Consider the following 18,788-nt stretch of genomic DNA (forward strand, 5'->3'; position numbering starts at 1 on the left):
CGCGGCCGTCCGTGCGGCGGTCCGGGGAGGGCCGCCGCACGGCATCCGGTCAGTCCCCGGTCCGCTCCACCGGAATCCACAGCTCCGCGTCCGCCTGCGCGGCGTCGTCCGACAGCCGGGTGCGCAGGATCTCAGGGCCCGGCCTGCTCCAGTACGGGTTGGAAGGGAACCACTGGGTGAACACGTCCCGCCACAGGAACTGGAGCGTCTGCGGGAACGGCCCCGAACTCTCGAAGACGGCCCAGGTACCGGCGGGCACCGCGAGCGTGTCGAGGTCGGCGGGCACCTCAGCGCCCGTCACCACACCGTGGTAGTAGTCCAGTTCGGTGCCTTCCGCGCGGCTGTCGGCGAGGTCGTCGCTGACCGCGACGATGCCGTCCGGCTGCTGGTCGGACAGGCGCTTCATACGCTCCACGGTGTCAGGAGCGATCCCCCGGATGAACGCGACGATCGCCGGGTTCACGCCCTCGTGCACGAGCGGTACGCGCGCCTTCTTCCCCGCCACCCGGAACGCTTCCTTCTCCACGACCCGGTATCGCATGCTGCTGCTCCCTTCGACAATGAGACGGAAGGACATCCGGGGCTGCGACTGGAGCGCCGCGCCCGACCGCCTGGCCTCGCCGGGCCCGACGCCGTGCATGACGCGGAACGCCCGCGCGAACGCCTCGCCCGACGTGTAGCCGTAGCGCACCGCGATCTCCAGCAGCGTCCGCTCCCCCGCCAGCACCTCGGCGCCCGCGACGGTCAGCCGCCTGCGCCGGATGTACGCGGACAGCGGCAGACCCGCCAGCGCGGAGAACAGCCGCCGGAAGTGGTACTCCGACGTCAGCGCGATCCGTGCCAACACGGCCGGCTCGATCCGCTGGTCGAGGCGGTCATCGATGTACTCCATGGCCTGGTTCAGCCGCTCCAGCACCCCGGTCCCCTTCCCTTGTGCCTCTCACGTTAGGAAGCACCCACCCTGCCGCACCCGACCTTCCGTGCCCGCTCCGGTCGGGCCGGCGGCACACCAGCGCACCGCGCCTGCGCGGGTGCCGGTCCCGTGGGCGATGATGACGGCATGGCACGCACCTTCGAAGAACTCGTCGACGAGGCCGACTCGGTGTCCGTGGACGGCTGGGACTTCTCCTGGCTGGACGGCCGGGCCACCGAGGCGCGCCCCTCCTGGGGCTACCAGCGGCTGATGAGCGCGCGGCTGGCCACCGTGTCGGCGGCGCTCGACGTCCAGACCGGTGGCGGCGAGGTGCTGGCGGGGGCGGACCGGTTCCCGCCGGTGATGGCCGCCACCGAATCCTGGCCGCCGAACCTGGCCAGGGCGACCGCGCTGCTGCACCCGCGCGGCGTGGTCGTCGTCGCGGACCGGGACGAGCCGCCGCTGCCGTTCGCCGACGCGGCGTTCGACCTGGTCACCAGCCGCCAGCCGGCGACGGTGTGGTGGTCGGAGATCGCCCGCGTGCTGCGGCCCGGCGGGACGTACTTCGCGCAGCACGTCGGCCCCGAGACCGTCTTCGAACTGATCGAGTTCTTCCTCGGCCCGCTCTCCGACGAGCTGCGCCGCAAGCGTCATCCCGATGTGGAGACCGCGGCGGCGCGGGCCGCAGGTCTTGAGATCGTGGACGTGCGCATGGAGCGGCTGCGGATGGAGTTCTTCGACATCGGCGCGGTGGTCTACTTCCTGCGCAAGGTGGTCTGGACGGTCCCCGGCTTCACCGTGGAGCGGTACCGGGACCGGCTGCGCGCGCTGCACGACAAGATCGAGGCCGAGGGCGCGTTCCTCGCCCATTCCAGCCGGACCCTCATCGAGGCCCGCAAACCCGAGCGGGCCTGAGCGGCGGCCGGCGCGTCCGGCCGTGGCCGGTTTCCTCCCCGTCATCTTCCGCATCGGTGGCCCCGGGCACTACTTCTGCTGCACCGGTCCGAGGAGGCCCCCTGATGACTGCCGCGCACCGCAACCACGGCTCCTGTGCACCCGCACGGATGACACGCTTCGACGACATCTACACACAGCCGGACCCACGCCCCTATTTCCGCACCCTGGGGCCGCTCGGCTACCGCACGCCGCATTACGCCCAGGGCCTCTTCCGCCGCCTCGCACACCACATCGGCATCCCCGGTCCGACGGGCGAGGGCGGCGACAGGCGGGCCACGGTCCTGGACGTCTGCTGCTCGTACGGCATCAACGCCGCCCTGCTCAACCACCATGTGACCTGGGACGAGTTGCACACCCGCTACACCTCGCCGCAGGCCGCCCGCTGGACCACCGCCGAGCTGATCGAGGCGGACCTGGCGTACTACGCCGCGCGCCGCCGCAGCGACGCGGTGCCGGTCATCGGTCTCGACATCGCCGCGCCTGCCCTCGCCTATGCGCGCGCGGCCGGCCTGCTGGACGCGGCGTTCGCCGAGAACCTGGAAACGGCGCCGCCCACCCCTGCGCTGCGCCGGGCCGCGGGTGGTGTCCGGCTGATCACCGTGACCGGCGGCGCCAGCTTCCTGAGCGCCCGTACGTTTCACGCGCTGCTGGACAGCACCGAACGACCGCCGTGGGTGGCCGCGTTCGTGCTGCGCACCGGCTCCTACGGCGACATCGCCATCGGCCTGGCCGAGCACGGTCTGGTCACCGAGAAGGACACCGCCCGCACCTATCCCCAGCGGCGCTTCACCGACGCGCGGGAACGGCAGTACGCCATCGCCGCGGTCACCGCCGCAGGTGACGATCCGCACGGCGCGGAGACCGGCGACCACTTCCACACGGCACTGCACCTGTCCCGGCCCGCGGTGGAAGCGGCAGCCGAGCCGTTGCACACCGTGCTACGGGCGCCGTAACCCATAGCCCACGCGCGCCAACCGCCGCATCTGTCACGCCAGTTCGTCACTCAGCCCCGAGCGAGTCCGATGGCCTGCCAAAGGCCCCAGCCGCTCAGGATGAACAGCAGGCAGATGCCGAGGTTGATCACCTTGTGTTCCAGGAATACGGCCACGAACTCGCGGAGCGTCGCGCTGGGCCAGAAGTACGCGGCGGTGGGCGAGCCCACGACCTGTCCCTTGACGCCGCACCTACGTGCCGTCAACGCGGCGCGGAACGCGTGGTAGTTGTTGGTCACGATGACGCACCGGTAGTCGGGGTTCGCCTTCTCCATGAGGGCCCGGCTGAACCTGAGGTTCTCCTCGGTGGTGCGGGAGCGGTCCTCCCGCTCGATCCGGTCGGCCGGGAAGCCGCGCTCCACCAGGTAGTCGGCCATGGCGTGGGACTCCGGCAGCTCTTCGTCCGGCCCCTGCCCGCCGGAGGTCAGCAGCACCGGCCGGCCGCCGCGTGCGCAGAGCCGTTCGTGGACGGCGCGTCCGCGCTCCAGCCGGCCGGCCAGCAGGGGCGGCACCCGGCGCCCGCCGATCAGGCCGGAACCCAGCACCACCACGTAGTCGGCGTCGCGCCTGACCCGCAGGCGCCCGTAGAGGAAGGCGTAGCCGACGAAGCACAGGAACAGGAATCCGACGTAGCCGAACAGCGCCATGACGGTGCCGGTGATCACCACCAGGGTCGGGGTGTGCCGGGCGATCGCCACGACCAGCAGCACGGCGACGGCGAGGATCAGCAATCCGGTCAGCAGCGACATCAAGTTGCCGAGGCTGCGGCCTTCCTTGCGGAGCATCTGCACGCCGTTGGCTATCAGGAAGACACCGAACACGACGATGCCCAGCGTCAGCACCGCCAGAATCGCCAGGATCGCGATGCCGCCCACGACGGGGGACTTGCTGCCGACCTCGGCCACCCACCCGATCACGCTGAACACGACGGCGAAACCCAGGAACACGGCATTGCTGAACCGGCGCCGGTCACGCAGCACGCCGACAAGAAAGAGGGCGAAGCAGAAGATCGCCGGGGCGAAGGGAAGCATCCGCACATCGTATGCAGGGCACGGCATGTTCCTGCCGGAGGGTCAGTTCCGGCCGCCCTTTCCTCCGGGTCACGCCACCTCGTCCGGGCCGGCCGCGAGCCTGCCGTGCGGGGTGCTCGTCGACCGGTGGCCGGTCCCGTGGCGGGTCCGGTGGCGAAGCATCCCCCCACCCGGGTAAGTTAGGTAAACCTAACCTAACCTCTCTATCGTGGAGATCTGGATGCGCACCCTCAACAGCCCGCCCGCGCAGCCCACGCACGCCGAACGCATCCGCACCATCCTGGCCTCGGCCCAGTCGATGACGCTGATCACCGACGAGTCCCGCACCGAGGTGTCCCGCCTGAACGAGCCCGGCCTCACCCAGCACATCCACCTCCACCCCCTGACGGACGAACCCGAGCCCGGCCCCGGCCACACAGCGCCGCGACGGGTGCCCGCCACCCTCGAATTCACCGACGTCGCCCCCACCGCCGTCCGCGACCGGGTACGCGCCCGCGTCACCGTCATGGGCTGGCTGACCTCACCCCCGCGCCCCGACTCGGCCAACGGCCGGTGCATGCAGTTCACCCGCGCCGTCCTGGACACCATGACGGCCAAGGCGTCCGTGGGCCTCGCCGACCTGATGGCCGCCACCGCCGACCCGCTGGCCACCTGCGAGGCAAGCATGCTCACGCACCTGGTCGACGACCACCACGACCTCGTACGGCTGCTGATCCGCCTGGTGGAACCCCGCCTCGTCCAGGGAACACAGCGCGCCGTCCCGCTCGCCCTCGACCGGTACGGCGTCACCCTCCGCCTCGAATACGCCGGCGGCCATCACGACGTACGGATCCCGTTCCCGACCCAGCTCACCGACGTCGACCAGTTCGGCCTCCAGATCCACGCCCTGGAAGCCGCCGCCCGCCGCCGCTCGCACCGCAGCCGCCTGCTCAGCGACTCCTGACCCGGCGGCATCCGGACCACCGCCGTACGCCTACGACCACCCCGGCCCAACCGCCGTGGAAACGCGCGCCCGTGAGAGGTGCCGGGGAAGGTCCGGACCCACAACCCCACAGCCCCACCTGCCCCCCTCGAACGATCGGGCAAAAGCGGGCACGCCGCCGGGCGTAACGGGCCGCCGCACCGTCAAAACGTGCTGGCCACAGGGGTGTTGACGGCCGGCACCTGCGAATCGGGCACCGACGGACTCCGGTGCCCCAGGGGAGTCGGCCGGTCACCACGCGCGAGCGACCTCACAGGCTCCACCAGTCACCCACACAACATCTCCACGGGGGTCAACCTCGTTACGTGGCTATGACATAGCCGGCTTGACGGTCGCTGTCATCGCCCAAGTAGGTTCGGTATGAACCAAGTTTCCACTACACACCGGCGTCCCTACGCCGGCAGGAGGGACGCCCATGGGTGCCCACGCCCGCCCCAACCGCATACACCGAACCGGAGTCCGGATCGCGATGGTCGCGCTCGTCGGAGCCGCCTTGCCGATCACCGCCGGCGGCCTCGCCGAGGCAGCGACCCCCGGTGCCACGCACTCCGCCGACGACAACCAGGACGCGCAGCAGCAGTCCCAGCCCACCCGGGCGGCGCAGCACGCCGTCCAGGACAAGGCAGCCGACGCGCAGGACGCGAAGGACCAGGACGCTCCCAAGATCAACGCCGACCACGCCTTCCTGCTGGACGCCCGCGACGGCAGCCAGGAGCGGGAGATGTGGGCCGGGGCCAAGGCCGACGAGAGCGTGCCGATGGCCAGCACCACCAAGATCATGACCGCCGTGGTCGTGCTCAAGCACCCGGAGTTGCTCGACCGGCAGATCGAGGTGAAGCAGGAGTACCGGGACTACGTCCAGAAGGTCGGCGGCAGCACCGCCGACCTCCAGACCGGCGACAAGCTGACCGTCCGGCAGATGCTGCACGCCATGCTCATCCCGTCCGGCGCGGACGCCGCGCGGGCCCTGGCCGACAACTTCGGCCACGGGGACACCCAGGACGCGCGGATCGCCGACTTCGTGGACCAGATGAACGCCGAGGCGCAGCAACTGGGCATGACCGGCACGCACTTCGACACCTACGACGGCATCTCGCACGGCAACAACCACAGCACCGCCCGCGACCTGGCCAAGCTCGGCCAGCGTGCGATGCTGCAGCCGGTGTTCGCCGATGTCGTGAAGAACAAGCAGTTCAAGACCGAGGCCCCGGCGGCCAACGGCCACACCCGGTACTACACCTGGAACAACACCAACGAGCTGCTGGGCAGCTACGACGGTGCCCTGGGTGTCAAGACCGGCAGCGGCCCGGAGGACGGCTACTGCCTCGTCTTCGCCGCCAAGCGGGACAACCGCACCCTCGTCGGCGCGATCCTCAGGGACGACAAGGGCCGCTTCGACGACGCCACCAAGATGCTCGACTGGGGCTTCGCCCACTGAGCAGCCATCACCGGCGGCGGGCGCGACCGTGAGGTTCGCGCCCGCCGTGCCTCACGACCGTCCGGTCGAACGCTGCGCGCCGACCGTCGCGAGCACCGCGTCGGCCAGTTCCCCGACGGACCGGTGGCCGCCCACATCGATACGTTCCAGGCCCAGCCTGTCGACGGCGTCCACCATGAGCGCCTGATAGCGCACGGTGCGGGCCAGGAACTGATCCATCAAGTGCCGTTCCTCGCCGGACGCTTCCGCGTAACGGCCTGCCTCGCGCACCCGGGCCCGGAGAACAGTCACGTCGGCGGTCAGCCACACGGCCGCGGTGTGCGGGGCCTTCAACTCCGCGACGTTGACCGGCCACAGAGCCGAACCCTCCAGCACCAGGCCGGCCCCGGCACCCGGACCGGCCGCGTGATCCGGCCCGGCCGCGTGGTCCGCGATCAACTCCTCGATTCGGGGCCACAGCCGTGTGTAGTGGTCCAGAACAGAGGTCATCAGCTCATCCACCGTGAGCGATCCGTAGTGCTCGGCGACATGCGCCGGAACCTCCCGCTCCGGCGTCCGCCAGGGCCGCCCCGGGTGCCGCGCCAGCCTGTCGGTCGACAGATACGCGAACCCGAGCCGCTCCGCCACCACCCGGGCGACGGTCGACTTCCCGGCATTCGACGTCCCCCCGACCAGCACCACCCGCACGCCTCGCATGCCCGCGACCCTATCGGCGTTCGGCGTTCAGCGTTCGGCGTTCGAGGTCAGTCGTTGGAGGTGCGGCGGCGGGAGGCCAGGATCAGGCCGGCGCCGGCCGTGAGGGCGATGGCGCTGCCACCGATCGCCCACGGAGTGGCGGGTCCGACGCCGGAGGCGGCGAGCTCGGCACCAGCGGCCGTGGAGGCGGGAATGGTGGTGCCCTGCGAGGACTTGGCGGCGTCCGGGCCGGGCGCGACGGCCGGCTTGACGCCGTCGCCGCGGTCGCCGCCGTGCTGCTCGTGCTGATCACCGGCGGCGGACTCACTCCCCTCGCCGTTCTTGTCATCGGCGCCGGACGTGGGCTTCTTCTTGGCCGCTTCCTTGTCCGCCTTGTCCTTGGCGGCCTTGTCCTTGGCGGCCTTCTCCTTGGCGGCCTTCTCCTCGTCCGCCTTGTCCTTGGCGCGGGCCTCGTACTGGCCGACCTCCAGGAAGTGGCGGATGTCCTCGGGAGTGCCGCTCCTGAGTGCCTTGTGGGCGGCTGCCTTCACCGCAGGACCCCCGACGCTGGAGATCTGGACGGTGCGAACCAAGTCGTCCGCCTGACGGGCCTGGTACTGCCCGACGGCCAGGAAGTGCCGGATGTCCTCCGGGGTGCCCTTCAGTGCCTCAAGGGCGGCTTTCCTCACCCTGGGGCCGCCGAAGTTGTAGATCTGCGAGGTCCGCACCCGGTCATCCACGTCCTGGGCATCCTGTCGGCCGACCTCCAGGAAGTGCACCCGGTCCTCAGGGGTGCCGTTGAGCGCCGCCTCGGCGGCCTGCCTGACTCCAAAACCTGAGTTCTCGTCAGCCAGGATCCTGAGGATGGCGAAGAAGTTGTCCTCGTCAGCCTTCGTCTTCCCCTGCGCGTCCGGCTTCGCATCCGACTTCGCATCCGGCTTCGCGTCAGGGGCGGCGTCCGGTGCGGCGTCAGGGGCGGAGTTGGCCGGCGCAGCGGTGGCGTCGGCAGCAACGGCCGGAGAAGCGAACAGAACGGCAGGCGCAATCGCGGCAGCTGCGACGACGGATGAAACACGGGACAGCTTCACACGAACCCCCACTTTCCCAGGAAAGATGCAGTAAACAACCTGTAAAGCATAAGTGAGTGTGAATTTTCCCTGTTCAGGGGGTTCGTTGCCAGGGGTCTGGTGGGGCCCGGCGAGGGGCCTGTGATGGGGACCGGTGAGACGCTCCGATCACCGCAGGCCCCAACCCGATTCGCGCTCCCCCTCGGATCACACCAAGTGCCGTCGGAGCTTGAGGGTGCTGTCCGCGCGGGTGCCTGACTCCCCGGCAGGGCTGGTCGCGGGGCGTTGGTAGGTCTCGCTGACCTGTACCTCCCACTGCCCGGCCGGGAGGCCGAGCGTGGTCAGGATCTCCTCAGGGGTGGGGAAGTGCAGATCCGGGGCGAGGTCGTGGTCCCAGAAAGGGGGGCCCGCGTGGCTGACGATGAGGAGCAGCCCGCCGGGTGCGACGGCCCGGGAAGACGTGCGCAGTATCCGCTCTCTGGCCTCGGCAAGCGGCGGGTACAGGAAATGGGCGGAGACCAGGTCGAACTCCCCCTCGGGGAACGACGCGTCCAGGTCGTGGTGCTGCCAGTCGATGTGGTCGCCCACGCCCGCCGCCGCAGCTTGCCGGGCAGCGCGCTGGAGAGCGGTCGGCGATACATCGGTGGCGGTGACACGCCAGCCCTGCGAAGCGAGCCAGACGGCGTCCGCCCCTTCGCCGCACCCGAGTTCCAACGCCGTGCCGGGGCGCAACCCGTCGGTCTCACGGACCAGTGCGGAATTCGGGTTGCCGCTGAAGATCTTGTCGGCGGCGCGGTAGCGGGCGTCCCAGAACTCCTCGGTCGAGGCCGACCCGGCGTCGGGGGCGGCGTCGGAGGCCGTGTCGGAGATGGCGCCAGGGCCGACGTCAGGGGAAGCACCAGGCTTGGCGTCAAGTGCCGTGTTGTATAGGCCATTTGTGCCGTGTGCGGAAGCGGCCGGGGTGCTGGTCATCGTTGCGGGCCTTTCGTGGTGGTGTGGGGTGAGAGGGGCGGCAGGGGTGGATGTCACAGTCCGTGCCGACGGTCGGCGAGGACGCGCTCACACACCTCGCGTTCCGCTTCCGGGGAGAAGGGTTCGCCGACGCGACGGGCTGCGACGGCGACCCTGGTGTCCTCGGCTATCAGGTCGGCGTTGATGGCACCGGCAGCGCGTGCCCCTGCGGCGGCGGAGCCGATGACCTGCTCGGTCGGGGCGGTCGCATTGCCCGCCACCCACACTCCCGGTACGGCGGTCTGCCCCATGGCGTCACCAGGTAGGTGACTGCCGATCACCGTCCCGGCCCGCTCCAGGTCGGCCGGCTCCAGACCGAGGGCGTCCAGGAATCCGGCGCGGGAGACGAACCGCGGGGCCACACACAGCACTTGGCAGGGGACTACCGTGCCGCCGGCAAGCCGTATCCCGGTCAGCCGTCCGTCGGCCTGTTCCACGGCGCTCACCTCACCGTCCACCACCGCGATGCCGCGGGCGGCGAGCTGCTCGTACTCCTCGTCGCTCGGCTCGGGGGCGGTGTGCAGGAACAGCGTGACCCGCTCGCTCCACTGCCGCCACAACAGTGCCTGGTGCACCGCCAACGGCCCGGTTCCCAGAACCCCGATCGTCCGGTCGCGTACCTCCCAGCCATGGCAGTACGGACAGTGCAGGACGTCCGAGCCCCACAGCTCGGCCAGACCCGGCACCTCGGGTAGCTCGTCCACCAGCCCCGTCGTCACCAGCAGCCGCCTGCCGTGCACGGTGCCGCCGTCGGCGAGCCGTACGACGAAGCCCGTGCCGTCCCGCGCCGCGGATACGACGGTGCCCTCCCGGAACCGGCCGCCGTACGCCCGCACCTCGTCCCGCCCGTCGGCCAGCAACGCGCCGGGCGCATCGCCCTCCCGGCCGAGGTAGGCGTGGACTCCCGTGGACGCAGCGTTGCGCGGCTGCCCACTGTCGATGACGATCACCGATCGCCGCGCCCGCCCCAGCATCAGCGCCCCGCTCAGACCGGCGGCACCACCTCCGATCACCACGACCTCGTACCGCTGATCGCGCTCGGCCGACGAGTCGTTCGCCTGCCGTCCGTTCACCTGCCGCACCGTTCGCTCCTTCATTTGCAGGACCTCCGTTCCGATGCAGACCATGCGCGCACCCACTCCGGCACGGCAACCTTCTTTGCCGTCACAGCAAAACGGTGCGGGAGGCCAGAAGCGGGAGGGTGCTGCGAACGGGGCGGCGGCGGAAGCGATGACACTGCCGAGCGGATGGGGGGCGGCGTTCATCGCGGCTGTATCTGTGGGGTGGGTGGGGGGTGGTCGACGCGGAGGGTGCGGATGATCTCCCAGGTGCTGCCGTCGCGGTGGGCGCCGCGCAGGCCGTCGAAGGTGCCGATGCCTCCGCGGGCGATCAGGTCGTCGTGGGCGAGGCCGGACGTCGCCACGGTGCGGGCCGGATCCCAGGTGGTGGACACGGTCAGGCGGCGGCCCATCTGCACCCAGCCCGTGAGGGTTCCGGTGACGAGCCAGGCGTCGGGAGCGGCGGTCGTGAAGCGCCGGGCCTGCCGCAGCCAGGACGCGGCGTCCTCGGGCCAGTCGACCGCGTCGATCACCTCACCTCCGCGCTCCTGCCACCTGTCGGCCAGCAGTTGCGCGGCCCGGCGCGCGGGGGCGTCCCGCGACGAGCCGGTCACCAGGGTGACCGGGCGGGGGCTCATCGCCTCCAACAGGCGGATGACCGCGTCGGATTCCGGTTGGGTCAGCGGCGGCGAAGGTGGTGTGGCCACCGGCCGGGTGGTCTTCGGTGACCAACCGTCCGGCGGCGCCTGCCCCTCCTTCATTCCTCGTCACTCCCTCTCATTCCTCGTCGCTTCCTTCGTCGGGCACGGTGCGCCACGGCACCCGCGCCTTCGTCTCCGATGGCCGGTCAGGCATCGTGGAAGACCAGGCCCAGGGTGTGACGCCGGCCCGAGCGGATCGCGGAGACGCCGTGCCGTACCGGGGAGGCCGACCAGCCCCGCGGGGAGCGGACCGGGCGGTCGCGGGTGGTGAACACCAGCCCGTGGCCCTGCGGGATCAGGGTGGCCGTGCCCCTCGACTGCGCCCGCGGGCGCTGCTCGACCAGCAGGAACTCCCCGCCCGTATGGTCCTCGCCCGGCGCGTTCAGGTTGATCACGACCTGGAGGGGGAAGACCTTCTCGCCGAAGACGTCCCGGTGCAGGGCGTTCCAGTCACCCGTCTCGTAGCGCAGCAGGATCGGCGACGGTCTGTCCTGGCCCGCCCGGTGGCATATCTCCAGCCACTCCTTCAGGTCGTCGGGCCACTCCGCCTCCCGGCCGAGCTTGCCGTACCAGTCGCGGGCGATCGGCGTCAGCCGCGGGTACAGCTCCTCGCGCAGCCGCTGGACCGGCTCGGGGAACGGGGTGTCGAAGTAGCGGTACTCGCCCGCTCCGAACCGGTGACGCTGCATGTTCACCGTGGTCCTGAAGCGTTCCGGTTCCTCGTAGAGCGCGGCGAGTTGGGCGCACTGGGTGGGGGTGAGCAGCTGGGGCAGCAGCGCGCAGCCGTAGTCGTTCAGCTCCGCGGTGACCGCCTGCCAGTCGGCCGCTGCCACCTTCTTCGCAAAGCCGTCCCGCCGCGCCACGGTCGTTGTGCGGGTGCTCGCATTCTGCGTGGCGGTGCTGCTCATGCCGTTCGCTCCAATGTCAGCAGGGTGTGTTTGACCCCTTCTCCCCCGACGTAGCCGCCCGCGGTGCCGTCCGAGCGCACCACGCGGTGGCAGGGCACCACCACGGGCAGGGGGTTCGTCGCGCACGCCGTGCCCACCGCGCGTACCGCTTTCGGGCTGCCGGACGCGGTGGCGACCTCGGCGTAGCTCTCGGTGTGGCCGTAGGCGATGTCCGGCAGGTGTACGAGGACGTCGCGGCGGAAGCCCTTGGAGAGCCGCCAGTCCAACTCCAGCTCGAACCGGGTGCGTTGCCCCGCGAAGTACTCATCGAGCTGGCGGGCCGCTCTCTCCAGGCGGGTCGGGGCCTGGAGTATGCGCGGGCTGACCTTGTCGGCCAACTGTTGGAGCACCGCTTCGTGGTCCTGTACTTCGTAGGCGACCCGCATCAGCCCCTGGTCGGTGGCGGCCAGCAGCAGCGCGCCGACCGGTGTGTCGATGGTGCGGTAGGCGACGTCCAGGACTCCCTCCTGCTGGGCCTGTGCCTCCAGGCGCTCGTGCAGCCGGGCGAGCGTCGGCTCGTCCTGCCAGGGCAGCCCGGCGAAAGGGTTCCCGGTCTCCTCGTCGGATGCGGTCATCGGGCCGCTCCCTTCTTTGCGGTGTCGTCTCTCGGATAGGTGGTACGCAGGGTCTTGATGCCGTCGGCCGCCGCCCTGCGTGCGGCGTCGGTACTCCCGCCGGTCAGCGCGGCGATCTCCCGGTACGGCAGCCCTGCCAGGTAGTGGTAGGCCACCGCCTGGCGCTGCCGCTGCGGCAGCGCCTTCAGCGCCGCCCACAGGTCTCCGTCCCACGCTTCGGGCCGGTCGCCGTCCCCAGGGCGTTCCGGGATCTCGTCCACCGCCACCGGGCGGCGGGCGTTGGCCCTGGCGATGTCGATCGCCTTGCGGTGCGCGATCGTCACCAGCCACGCCTCCACGTGGGCGTCCGGATCAAGGCCGGGGTACGCCGTCATCGCCGACAGAAACGTCTCCGACCAGGCGTCCTCCGCGTCCTGCGGGCCCAGTACCGCGCGGCACACGCGCAGCACCATGGGCCCGTGGTCATGCACGATCTGCTCGAAAGGTTGCAAGGTCACACTCCGTAAACGACGCGCAGGCCCGGAACGTGAGACCGGACTTCAAAAAAGTCGGCCCGCGTCCGCCGCCGACGGCGCCTCCAGGTCCAGCAGGAACCGCTTGCGGTCCAGCCCGCCCGCGTAGCCGGTCAGGCTCCCGTCCGCGCCCACCACACGGTGGCACGGCACGATCACGCACAGCGGGTTGCGGCCGTTGGCCGCCCCCACCGCCTGTGCCAGCGACACGTCGCCCAACTCCCGTGCGAGGTCACCGTACGACCGCGTCCGGCCGTACGGGATCTGCGTGAGCAGTTTCCACACCCGGTGGTCGAAGGCGTCCCCGGCGGGTTCCTGCGGCAGGTCGAAGGTCTCCCGCTCGCCGGCGAAGTACTCGCCGAGCTGATGACGTATCAGGGCGAAGCTCGCGTCGTCGCGTTCGCCGAATTCCTCCGTCCCTGGGCGTCCTCGATGCGTCGCGAAGTACAGGCCCACCAGCGCCCCGTCATCGGCGACCGCCGTCAGGTCCCCCAGCGGCGAACCGATCACCGCATGCGTGCGCGTCATCGTCTCTTCACGTCCCTTCGGTCCACAGCGGACCGGCCCTGCGGCCCGCCGCCTCTTCCTGCAAACTGCCTCGTCACTTCGTAGACGTCCCGGCCGCCCGGAACGTGAGATCCGGATCGTGAGAGGTGCGGCGCAGGCGCGACGCGGGGCGCGATTTTCGCAGGTCAGGGCCCTTGGGATGGCCGCTGTGCGGCGAGCGCGGATTGCTCGGGATGCAAAGTGGAGGCGGGGCCCTTTCACTGGGTGTAGTGAGTGCATCCGCTTCACCGGGTGCGGCCGAGGAGGTGCCCGCCACGGTGGTGGCGGCCAACCCGAACCTTTCGGTGCCGGGCGGCATCAGCGCCGCCCACGGCGAGGTCCGTGTCATCGACGACGTGCCCACCGTGCCCGGCCCGTGGCGGAGTTGCGGGGCGGGCCCCGGGGCCGGGCGGTGCGGGGGCGCCGGCACCGGGGCGGAGCCGTGGCCCGCGGGTGCCGGCCGGCGGACGCGCCGTCGTGCGCGATGAAGGCGCAATGAAGGGGAGCAGGTAAGGGAGATGGCCGTTGTTCCGGGCGGGACGTCGCCGAACGGGGCGGGCCGACGCCTGCACTTCGTCTTCGAGTCCACCTGTGACCGCGCCCCGTCGGCCGTGGCGCTGGAGTGCGCGGGGCAGACCCTGACCTACCGCGAACTCGAAGCCCGCGCCAACCAGTTGGCCCACCACCTGAAGGGGCTCGGCATCGGCCGGGAGGCACGCGTGGTGGTACTGGTGCCGCGGTCGGTGGACATGTACGTGTCCCTGCTCGGGGTGGGGAAGGCGGACGCGACGTTCGTGCCCGTCGATCCGGCGGCGCCCCGGGACAGGGTCGCCTACATCGCCCGGGACGCGGGCGCCGACCTGGTGCTGACCACGTCGGCGCTGGCCCCGGCCGTCGAAGGTCTCGGGTGCCCGGTGATCGAGTGGGAGTCCAGCAGGCGCGCGTTGGCCGCGGCGCCCACGACCCGGCCGCCGGTCGGCCCGGACGGCGCGGGGCATCCCTACGGCCAGGACAGCCACGATCCCGCGGCCTACGTCATGTACACCTCGGGTTCGAGCGGCCGACCCAAGGGGGTGGAGATCGCCCAGTCGAGCATCTGCAGCTTCCTCGACGTCGTCCCCGGGATCTACGACGTGCAGCCCCACGACCGGGTCTACCAGGGGATGACGATCTCCTTCGACTTCTCCATCGAGGAGATCTGGCCGACGTGGTCGGTCGGCGCGACGGTCGTCGCCGGTCCCGACGGCTCCGCCCGGCTCGGTGCCGAACTCGGCGAGTTCCTCGAAAGCCGGGCGATCACGATGCTGTACTGCGTGCCGACGCTGCTGGAGACGATCCCCCAGGAACTCCCGCGCGTCCGCGGCCTCGTGGTCGGCGGTGAAACCTGCCCCGCCCAGCTCGTCGAACGGTGGAGCCGCCCCGGGCGCCGCATGCTCAACACGTACGGGCCGACCGAGACCACCGTCACCGCCACCTGGACGACGGTGGTACCGGGGCGGCCCGTGACCATCGGCAGGCCGCTGCCGACCTACTCCGTGGTGCTCCTGGACGAGCAGCGCAGGACCGTACCGGACGGCGCGGTCGGGGAGATCTGTATCGGGGGCGCCGGTGTGGCGCGCAGGTATGTCGGGCGGCCTGACCTGACGGCGGACCGGTTCATCGAGCACCCCCTGGCACCGGACGGCGGCCGGCTGTACCGGACGGGAGACCTGGGGCGGATGACCGCCGATGGGGACATCGAGTTCCTGGGGCGGGCCGATGCCGAGGTGAAGATCCGGGGCTACCGGGTCGATCTGGGCGAGATCGACAGCGTGTTGCTGGAGGACCCCTGTGTGGCCGAGGCGGTCACCGCCCCGGTGGCCGCCGCGGAGCGCGAGGGCCGTACCAGGGAGCTGGCCGCCTACGTGGTCCGTGCGCCGGGCTGCACGGACGAGGAGGAAGCCCTGGTCGCGCGGCTGCACGGACGGCTGCGGGACCGGCTGCCCGGGTACATGGTGCCGTCCTACGTCGACCTGCTCCCCGGCCTTCCCGAGATGGCCAGCGGCAAGGTGGACCGCAAGAGACTTCCCGCGCCCACCGGGCGGCGGATGGTGGGCGGCGGCCCGGTGGTGGCCGTCGCGGACGAGCTGGAGCGGCGGGTACGGGACACCTGGGCCGAGGTGTTGGGCATCGAGCCCGACGGTCTGTCGGCCGAGGCGGACTTCTTCACCGACCTCGGCGGCCACTCGCTGCTGGCGGCCCGCGTGGTGACGATGCTGCGCGACCGGGGCGTCGGTACGACGGCCGCACTGCGCGACCTGTACGCACATCCGACGGTGCGCGGGCTGGCGGCGCAGCTGGGCGGCGCGGAGCGGTCCGGGCGGCCGACCGCGCCGCCCCGCCCCGAGCACATCCGCCACGGCAGGGGCACCCTCGCGGCGGCGGGAACGGCGCAGGCGGTGATCATCTACCTGCTGGCGCTCCTGTTCACGCTTCCTGTGGTCCAGGTGTTCAGCGCGCACGACGGGCGCATCACGGGCGGGCTCTGGGCGCAGTTGGTGGTGGCCGCGCTGATCGGCTACGCCGGTGTGCGGTGGATCCTGCCGGCCGTGCTCGTCCGCCCGCTGTCGGCGGGGATCCGTCCCGGCCGCTACCGGCTGTGGGGCCGGACCTACTTACGGCTGTGGGCGGCGAACATGCTGCTGGGCCTCGCTCCGCTCCAAGTGCTGAGCGGTTCGCCCCTGATGGGCCCGTATCTCCGGTTGCTCGGTGCGCGCGTCGGGCCGGGTACGACGATCGCCACGGGTGCGGTGTCGCTGCCCGCGCTGGTACGTATCGGCGGTGGCGCGTCGGTGGGGTACGGCGTCTCGCTGATCCCGTGGCGGGTGGCGGACGGCTGGCTGACGGTCGCGCCGATCGACATCGGCCCGGACGCCTACGTGGGGGCCAACGCGGTGCTCGAACCGGGGGCGCGGATGGGGGCCGGCGCGGGGCTCGGCGAGCAGTCCGTCGTCGGGCAGGGCGAGGCCGTCCCGGACGGCGCGCGCTGGACCGGATCGCCGCCTTCCGCGACGGACACGCTCGCCCCCGGTGTGGAGACGATGCTGCGCAACCCTGCGGACACCGGCGGGTGGCGGCGGATCGCCGCCGCGCTGGGCGGCCTGGTCCTGCTGGAGGCCGCCTCGCTCACCATGGCGCTTCCCGGTGTCGCGCTGTTCTGGTGGGCGGTGCTGACCTGGGGCGTCCTCGGGGGACTCATCGGGGCCGTGCTGTTCGGGCCGGTGTTCGTCGTCACCGTCTGCGCGGTGGTCGCCCTCGGCAAGCACCTGGTGCTGCCGCGGGTACCGGTCGGTGTGCACCCGGTGTTCTCCTCGCTCGGCCTGCGCAAGTGGCTGTCGGACAAGCTGCTGGAGTTCAGCCTCGGCTACACCAACTCGCTCTACGCGACCCTCTACACGGTGCCGTGGCTGCGGCTGCTCGGCGCGCGGATCGGGCGGGGCGCCGAGGTCTCCACCGCCGCGCACATCGACCCCGACCTGCTCACCCTCCGCGACGGCAGCTTCGTCGCGGACATGGCGCACGTCGGCGCGGCCACCTTCGCGGGCGGCCAGGTCGCGTTCGGCACGACCGAGGTGGGAGAGCGTGCCTTCGTCGGCAACGCCGCCGTCGTACCGGCCGGGACGCGGACCGGGCGGGGTTCGCTGATCGGTGTGGGCACGGTGCCGCCGCGGAGCGGAGTGCCCGAAGGCACCACCTGGCTGGGCTCTCCCGCCATCGACCTGCCGGTGCGCCAGAGCAGTGGCTCGTTCCCCGAACGGCTGACGTTCCGCCCGAGCCGCAAGGCCGTGCTCCAGCGTCTGGCCATCGAGTTCTTCCGCGTCACCATGCCCGCGTCGCTGCTGAGCGGCAGCCTCTACCTGTATCTGCTGGGGCTCGCCGCGGTCACCCGTGCCCTGAACCTGCCGTGGACGGCGCTCGTCTCACCGTTCCTCGCGGTCGCCGCCGGCTTCGCGGTCGTCGGGTACTGCGCCGCGGTCAAGCAGGTGGTCATCGGGACCTACCGGCCCCGGGTCGAGCCGTTGTGGAGCCTGTTCGTGCGTCGCACCGAGTTCATCACCGGCCTGTTCGAGGCGGCGGCGGTGCCGGCCGGTGTGGGGCTCCTGATCGGGACGCCGTTCCTCCCCACGGTGCTGCGCGGGTTCGGCACCCACATCGGCAGGGGCGCCTGGATCGGCACGACGTTCCTCACCGAGTTCGACCTGGTGGAGATCGGCGACGATGCCGCCGTCGGGCCCGGAGTCTCGTTGCAGACGCACCTGTTCGAGGACCGCGTGATGAAGATGGCGTCGGTCACCATCCGGGACGGCGCCAGCGTCGGCACCCGCGCGATCGTGCTGTACGACGGCGTGGTCGGCGAGGACGTCAGCCTCGGCGCGCTCTCGCTGCTCATGAAGGGCGAGCACCTCGCCCCGGGCACCAGTTGGCGGGGCATCCCGGCCGAAGGTGTCACCGAGCGGCCCGCCGCCCACGCTCCTGACAGCCCGGGGAGAAGCCCATGACCTACCACGGCATCCTCACCTCGTTGCGCCGGACGCTCACCGGCCGGAGCGCCGCCGTGCCCCCCATAGGGGACATAGGGGACCGCCCGCTGGCGCTCGTCTACCGCGGCCCCGCCTCGCTGCCGGCCGGCTGCGCGGAAGCCGTGGCCGAACTGCTGGCCGCCGGCCCCTGGAACCTGGACGTCCGCTACACGGGCCCGCGCGAGGCCCTGCCCCTGACGGCCGACGTGCTGGCCCGTGCCCAGGTTTACGCCCAGCCGGGCGGCGGCACCCTGGCGCACGGCTACCGGCACCTGAGGCGGCAGCGCGAGGCCATCCGTGACTTTGTCCGGGGCGGTGGCCGCTATCTGGGCTTCTGTCTCGGCGGGTATCTGGCGGGCGCCACCCCGGGGTTCGCGCTGCTGCCGGGCGACACCGACCAGTACATCTCCTCACGCGGCGCCACCGTGAGAGGCGACGACGACACCCTGGTCGACGTGGAGTGGCGGGGGCGGACGCGGAGCGTGTTCTTCCAGGACGGCCCGCTCTTCGAGCTCGACGACGACGCCGAAGCGACCGTTCTGGCCACCTATCCGAACGGCACGGTCGCCGCGCTCGCCGCGCCGTTCGGGAAGGGCCGCGTCGCGGTCGTCGGCCCGCACCCCGAAGCCACCGACGACTGGTTCACCGACGCCCGTCTCCCGGTGCGTCACGCCCGCGATCTGGCCCTCGATCTCGTGGGCGAGGCGATGAAGGGAACCACCTCCGCGACCTGACGGCTCCCCCGGCTCGTCGTCAACCACGGGTCCTCGCTGCCCGGAAGGCGTGCATCCGGCAACGCACCTGCCCTCCCCCTGCGGCCTGCT

Annotated in this window: 17 protein-coding genes; 6 read left to right on the forward strand and 11 right to left on the reverse strand. The window is 71.5% G+C overall.

The window, feature by feature from the left end; translation table 11 throughout:
• Positions 1 to 49: 49 nt before the first annotated feature.
• A complete protein-coding gene (locus ACIBK8_RS15405; protein WP_399042295.1) occupies positions 50 to 916 on the reverse strand; it encodes a GyrI-like domain-containing protein in 867 nt (288 codons plus the stop codon).
• 144 nt (positions 917 to 1,060) lie between these two features.
• Between ACIBK8_RS15405 and ACIBK8_RS15410 the strand changes: the two genes are divergently transcribed.
• Both ACIBK8_RS15410 and ACIBK8_RS15415 read left to right on the forward strand, forming a co-directional pair.
• Positions 1,061 to 1,828 carry a class I SAM-dependent methyltransferase gene (locus ACIBK8_RS15410; RefSeq protein WP_399042296.1) on the forward strand — a complete coding sequence of 256 codons (768 nt, stop codon included), beginning with the start codon at positions 1,061 to 1,063 and terminating at the stop codon, positions 1,826 to 1,828.
• 104 nt (positions 1,829 to 1,932) lie between these two features.
• Positions 1,933 to 2,823 carry a hypothetical protein gene (locus ACIBK8_RS15415; RefSeq protein WP_399042297.1) on the forward strand — a complete coding sequence of 297 codons (891 nt, stop codon included), beginning with the start codon at positions 1,933 to 1,935 and terminating at the stop codon, positions 2,821 to 2,823.
• A 50-nt stretch (positions 2,824 to 2,873) separates the two neighbouring features.
• Here the strand turns inward: ACIBK8_RS15415 and ACIBK8_RS15420 are convergent, their stop codons facing one another.
• Entirely contained in the window at positions 2,874 to 3,893 is a 1,020-nt protein-coding gene (locus ACIBK8_RS15420) for a YdcF family protein (protein ID WP_399042298.1), read from the reverse strand.
• Positions 3,894 to 4,113: 220 nt separating this feature from the next.
• On the opposite strand from ACIBK8_RS15420, the gene ACIBK8_RS15425 reads away from it, so the two are divergent.
• The gene (locus ACIBK8_RS15425) at positions 4,114 to 4,836 is read left to right on the forward strand and encodes a DUF2470 domain-containing protein (protein WP_399042387.1); all 723 of its coding nucleotides are present in this window, start codon (positions 4,114 to 4,116) and stop codon (positions 4,834 to 4,836) included.
• A gap of 454 nt (positions 4,837 to 5,290) precedes the next feature.
• Positions 5,291 to 6,313, forward strand: coding sequence for a D-alanyl-D-alanine carboxypeptidase family protein (locus ACIBK8_RS15430; RefSeq protein WP_399042299.1), 1,023 nt, complete (start codon positions 5,291 to 5,293; stop codon positions 6,311 to 6,313).
• A 51-nt stretch (positions 6,314 to 6,364) separates the two neighbouring features.
• Here the strand turns inward: ACIBK8_RS15430 and ACIBK8_RS15435 are convergent, their stop codons facing one another.
• The 9 genes from ACIBK8_RS15435 to ACIBK8_RS15475 all read right to left on the reverse strand — a co-directional run bounded on the left by ACIBK8_RS15435 (position 6,365) and on the right by ACIBK8_RS15475 (position 13,387).
• Positions 6,365 to 7,009, reverse strand: coding sequence for a hypothetical protein (locus ACIBK8_RS15435; protein ID WP_399042300.1), 645 nt, complete (start codon positions 7,007 to 7,009; stop codon positions 6,365 to 6,367).
• A gap of 47 nt (positions 7,010 to 7,056) precedes the next feature.
• Positions 7,057 to 8,076, reverse strand: a complete 1,020-nt coding sequence (locus tag ACIBK8_RS15440) for a hypothetical protein (RefSeq protein ID WP_399042301.1) — start codon at positions 8,074 to 8,076, stop codon at positions 7,057 to 7,059.
• A 186-nt stretch (positions 8,077 to 8,262) separates the two neighbouring features.
• On the reverse strand, positions 8,263 to 9,027 hold the full coding sequence (locus ACIBK8_RS15445) for a class I SAM-dependent methyltransferase (RefSeq protein ID WP_399042302.1): 765 nt from the start codon (positions 9,025 to 9,027) through the stop codon (positions 8,263 to 8,265).
• A gap of 53 nt (positions 9,028 to 9,080) precedes the next feature.
• Entirely contained in the window at positions 9,081 to 10,163 is a 1,083-nt protein-coding gene (locus ACIBK8_RS15450; RefSeq protein WP_399042303.1) for an NAD(P)/FAD-dependent oxidoreductase, read from the reverse strand.
• A 164-nt stretch (positions 10,164 to 10,327) separates the two neighbouring features.
• Positions 10,328 to 10,885, reverse strand: a complete 558-nt coding sequence (locus ACIBK8_RS15455) for a hypothetical protein (protein ID WP_399042304.1) — start codon at positions 10,883 to 10,885, stop codon at positions 10,328 to 10,330.
• An 86-nt stretch (positions 10,886 to 10,971) separates the two neighbouring features.
• The gene (locus ACIBK8_RS15460) at positions 10,972 to 11,733 is read right to left on the reverse strand and encodes a 2OG-Fe(II) oxygenase (protein WP_399042305.1); all 762 of its coding nucleotides are present in this window, start codon (positions 11,731 to 11,733) and stop codon (positions 10,972 to 10,974) included.
• Positions 11,730 to 12,347, reverse strand: a complete 618-nt coding sequence (locus ACIBK8_RS15465; RefSeq protein ID WP_393687844.1) for a methylated-DNA--[protein]-cysteine S-methyltransferase — start codon at positions 12,345 to 12,347, stop codon at positions 11,730 to 11,732. Before ACIBK8_RS15465 ends, ACIBK8_RS15460 begins: the two co-directional genes overlap by 4 nt.
• Positions 12,344 to 12,838 (reverse strand): RNA polymerase sigma factor, encoded by a 495-nt coding sequence (locus ACIBK8_RS15470; RefSeq protein ID WP_399042306.1) that lies wholly within the window; start codon positions 12,836 to 12,838, stop codon positions 12,344 to 12,346. Before ACIBK8_RS15470 ends, ACIBK8_RS15465 begins: the two co-directional genes overlap by 4 nt.
• Positions 12,839 to 12,886: 48 nt before the next feature.
• Positions 12,887 to 13,387, reverse strand: coding sequence for a methylated-DNA--[protein]-cysteine S-methyltransferase (locus tag ACIBK8_RS15475; RefSeq protein WP_399042307.1), 501 nt, complete (start codon positions 13,385 to 13,387; stop codon positions 12,887 to 12,889).
• 536 nt (positions 13,388 to 13,923) lie between these two features.
• On the opposite strand from ACIBK8_RS15475, the gene ACIBK8_RS15480 reads away from it, so the two are divergent.
• Both ACIBK8_RS15480 and ACIBK8_RS15485 read left to right on the forward strand, forming a co-directional pair.
• Positions 13,924 to 17,943: a Pls/PosA family non-ribosomal peptide synthetase gene (locus ACIBK8_RS15480; protein WP_399042308.1), complete on the forward strand. Its 4,020-nt coding sequence runs from the start codon at positions 13,924 to 13,926 to the stop codon at positions 17,941 to 17,943.
• Entirely contained in the window at positions 17,940 to 18,698 is a 759-nt protein-coding gene (locus tag ACIBK8_RS15485) for a BPL-N domain-containing protein (protein WP_399042309.1), read from the forward strand. The genes ACIBK8_RS15480 and ACIBK8_RS15485 overlap by 4 nt, the downstream gene beginning before the upstream one ends.
• Positions 18,699 to 18,788: the final 90 nt, after the last annotated feature.

It is taken from the genome of Streptomyces sp. NPDC050161 (genome assembly GCF_044460025.1).
Lineage (GTDB): Bacteria > Actinomycetota > Actinomycetes > Streptomycetales > Streptomycetaceae > Streptomyces.

Bases quoted from the DNA above. Each gene is read 5' to 3' on its own strand.
- ACIBK8_RS15430 (WP_399042299.1), top strand. From the start codon at position 5,291: ATGGGTGCCCACGCCCGCCCCAACCGCATACACCGAACCGGAGTCCGG.
- ACIBK8_RS15420 (WP_399042298.1), bottom strand. From the start codon at position 3,893: ATGCTTCCCTTCGCCCCGGCGATCTTCTGCTTCGCCCTCTTTCTTGTC.
- ACIBK8_RS15415 (WP_399042297.1), top strand. From the start codon at position 1,933: ATGACTGCCGCGCACCGCAACCACGGCTCCTGTGCACCCGCACGGATG.
- ACIBK8_RS15445 (WP_399042302.1), bottom strand. From the start codon at position 9,027: ATGACCAGCACCCCGGCCGCTTCCGCACACGGCACAAATGGCCTATAC.
- ACIBK8_RS15460 (WP_399042305.1), bottom strand. From the start codon at position 11,733: ATGAGCAGCACCGCCACGCAGAATGCGAGCACCCGCACAACGACCGTG.
- ACIBK8_RS15435 (WP_399042300.1), bottom strand. From the start codon at position 7,009: ATGCGAGGCGTGCGGGTGGTGCTGGTCGGGGGGACGTCGAATGCCGGG.
- ACIBK8_RS15485 (WP_399042309.1), top strand. From the start codon at position 17,940: ATGACCTACCACGGCATCCTCACCTCGTTGCGCCGGACGCTCACCGGC.
- ACIBK8_RS15475 (WP_399042307.1), bottom strand. From the start codon at position 13,387: ATGACGCGCACGCATGCGGTGATCGGTTCGCCGCTGGGGGACCTGACG.
- ACIBK8_RS15465 (WP_393687844.1), bottom strand. From the start codon at position 12,347: ATGACCGCATCCGACGAGGAGACCGGGAACCCTTTCGCCGGGCTGCCC.
- ACIBK8_RS15450 (WP_399042303.1), bottom strand. From the start codon at position 10,163: ATGAAGGAGCGAACGGTGCGGCAGGTGAACGGACGGCAGGCGAACGAC.
- ACIBK8_RS15455 (WP_399042304.1), bottom strand. From the start codon at position 10,885: ATGAAGGAGGGGCAGGCGCCGCCGGACGGTTGGTCACCGAAGACCACC.
- ACIBK8_RS15425 (WP_399042387.1), top strand. From the start codon at position 4,114: ATGCGCACCCTCAACAGCCCGCCCGCGCAGCCCACGCACGCCGAACGC.
- ACIBK8_RS15410 (WP_399042296.1), top strand. From the start codon at position 1,061: ATGGCACGCACCTTCGAAGAACTCGTCGACGAGGCCGACTCGGTGTCC.
- ACIBK8_RS15480 (WP_399042308.1), top strand. From the start codon at position 13,924: ATGGCCGTTGTTCCGGGCGGGACGTCGCCGAACGGGGCGGGCCGACGC.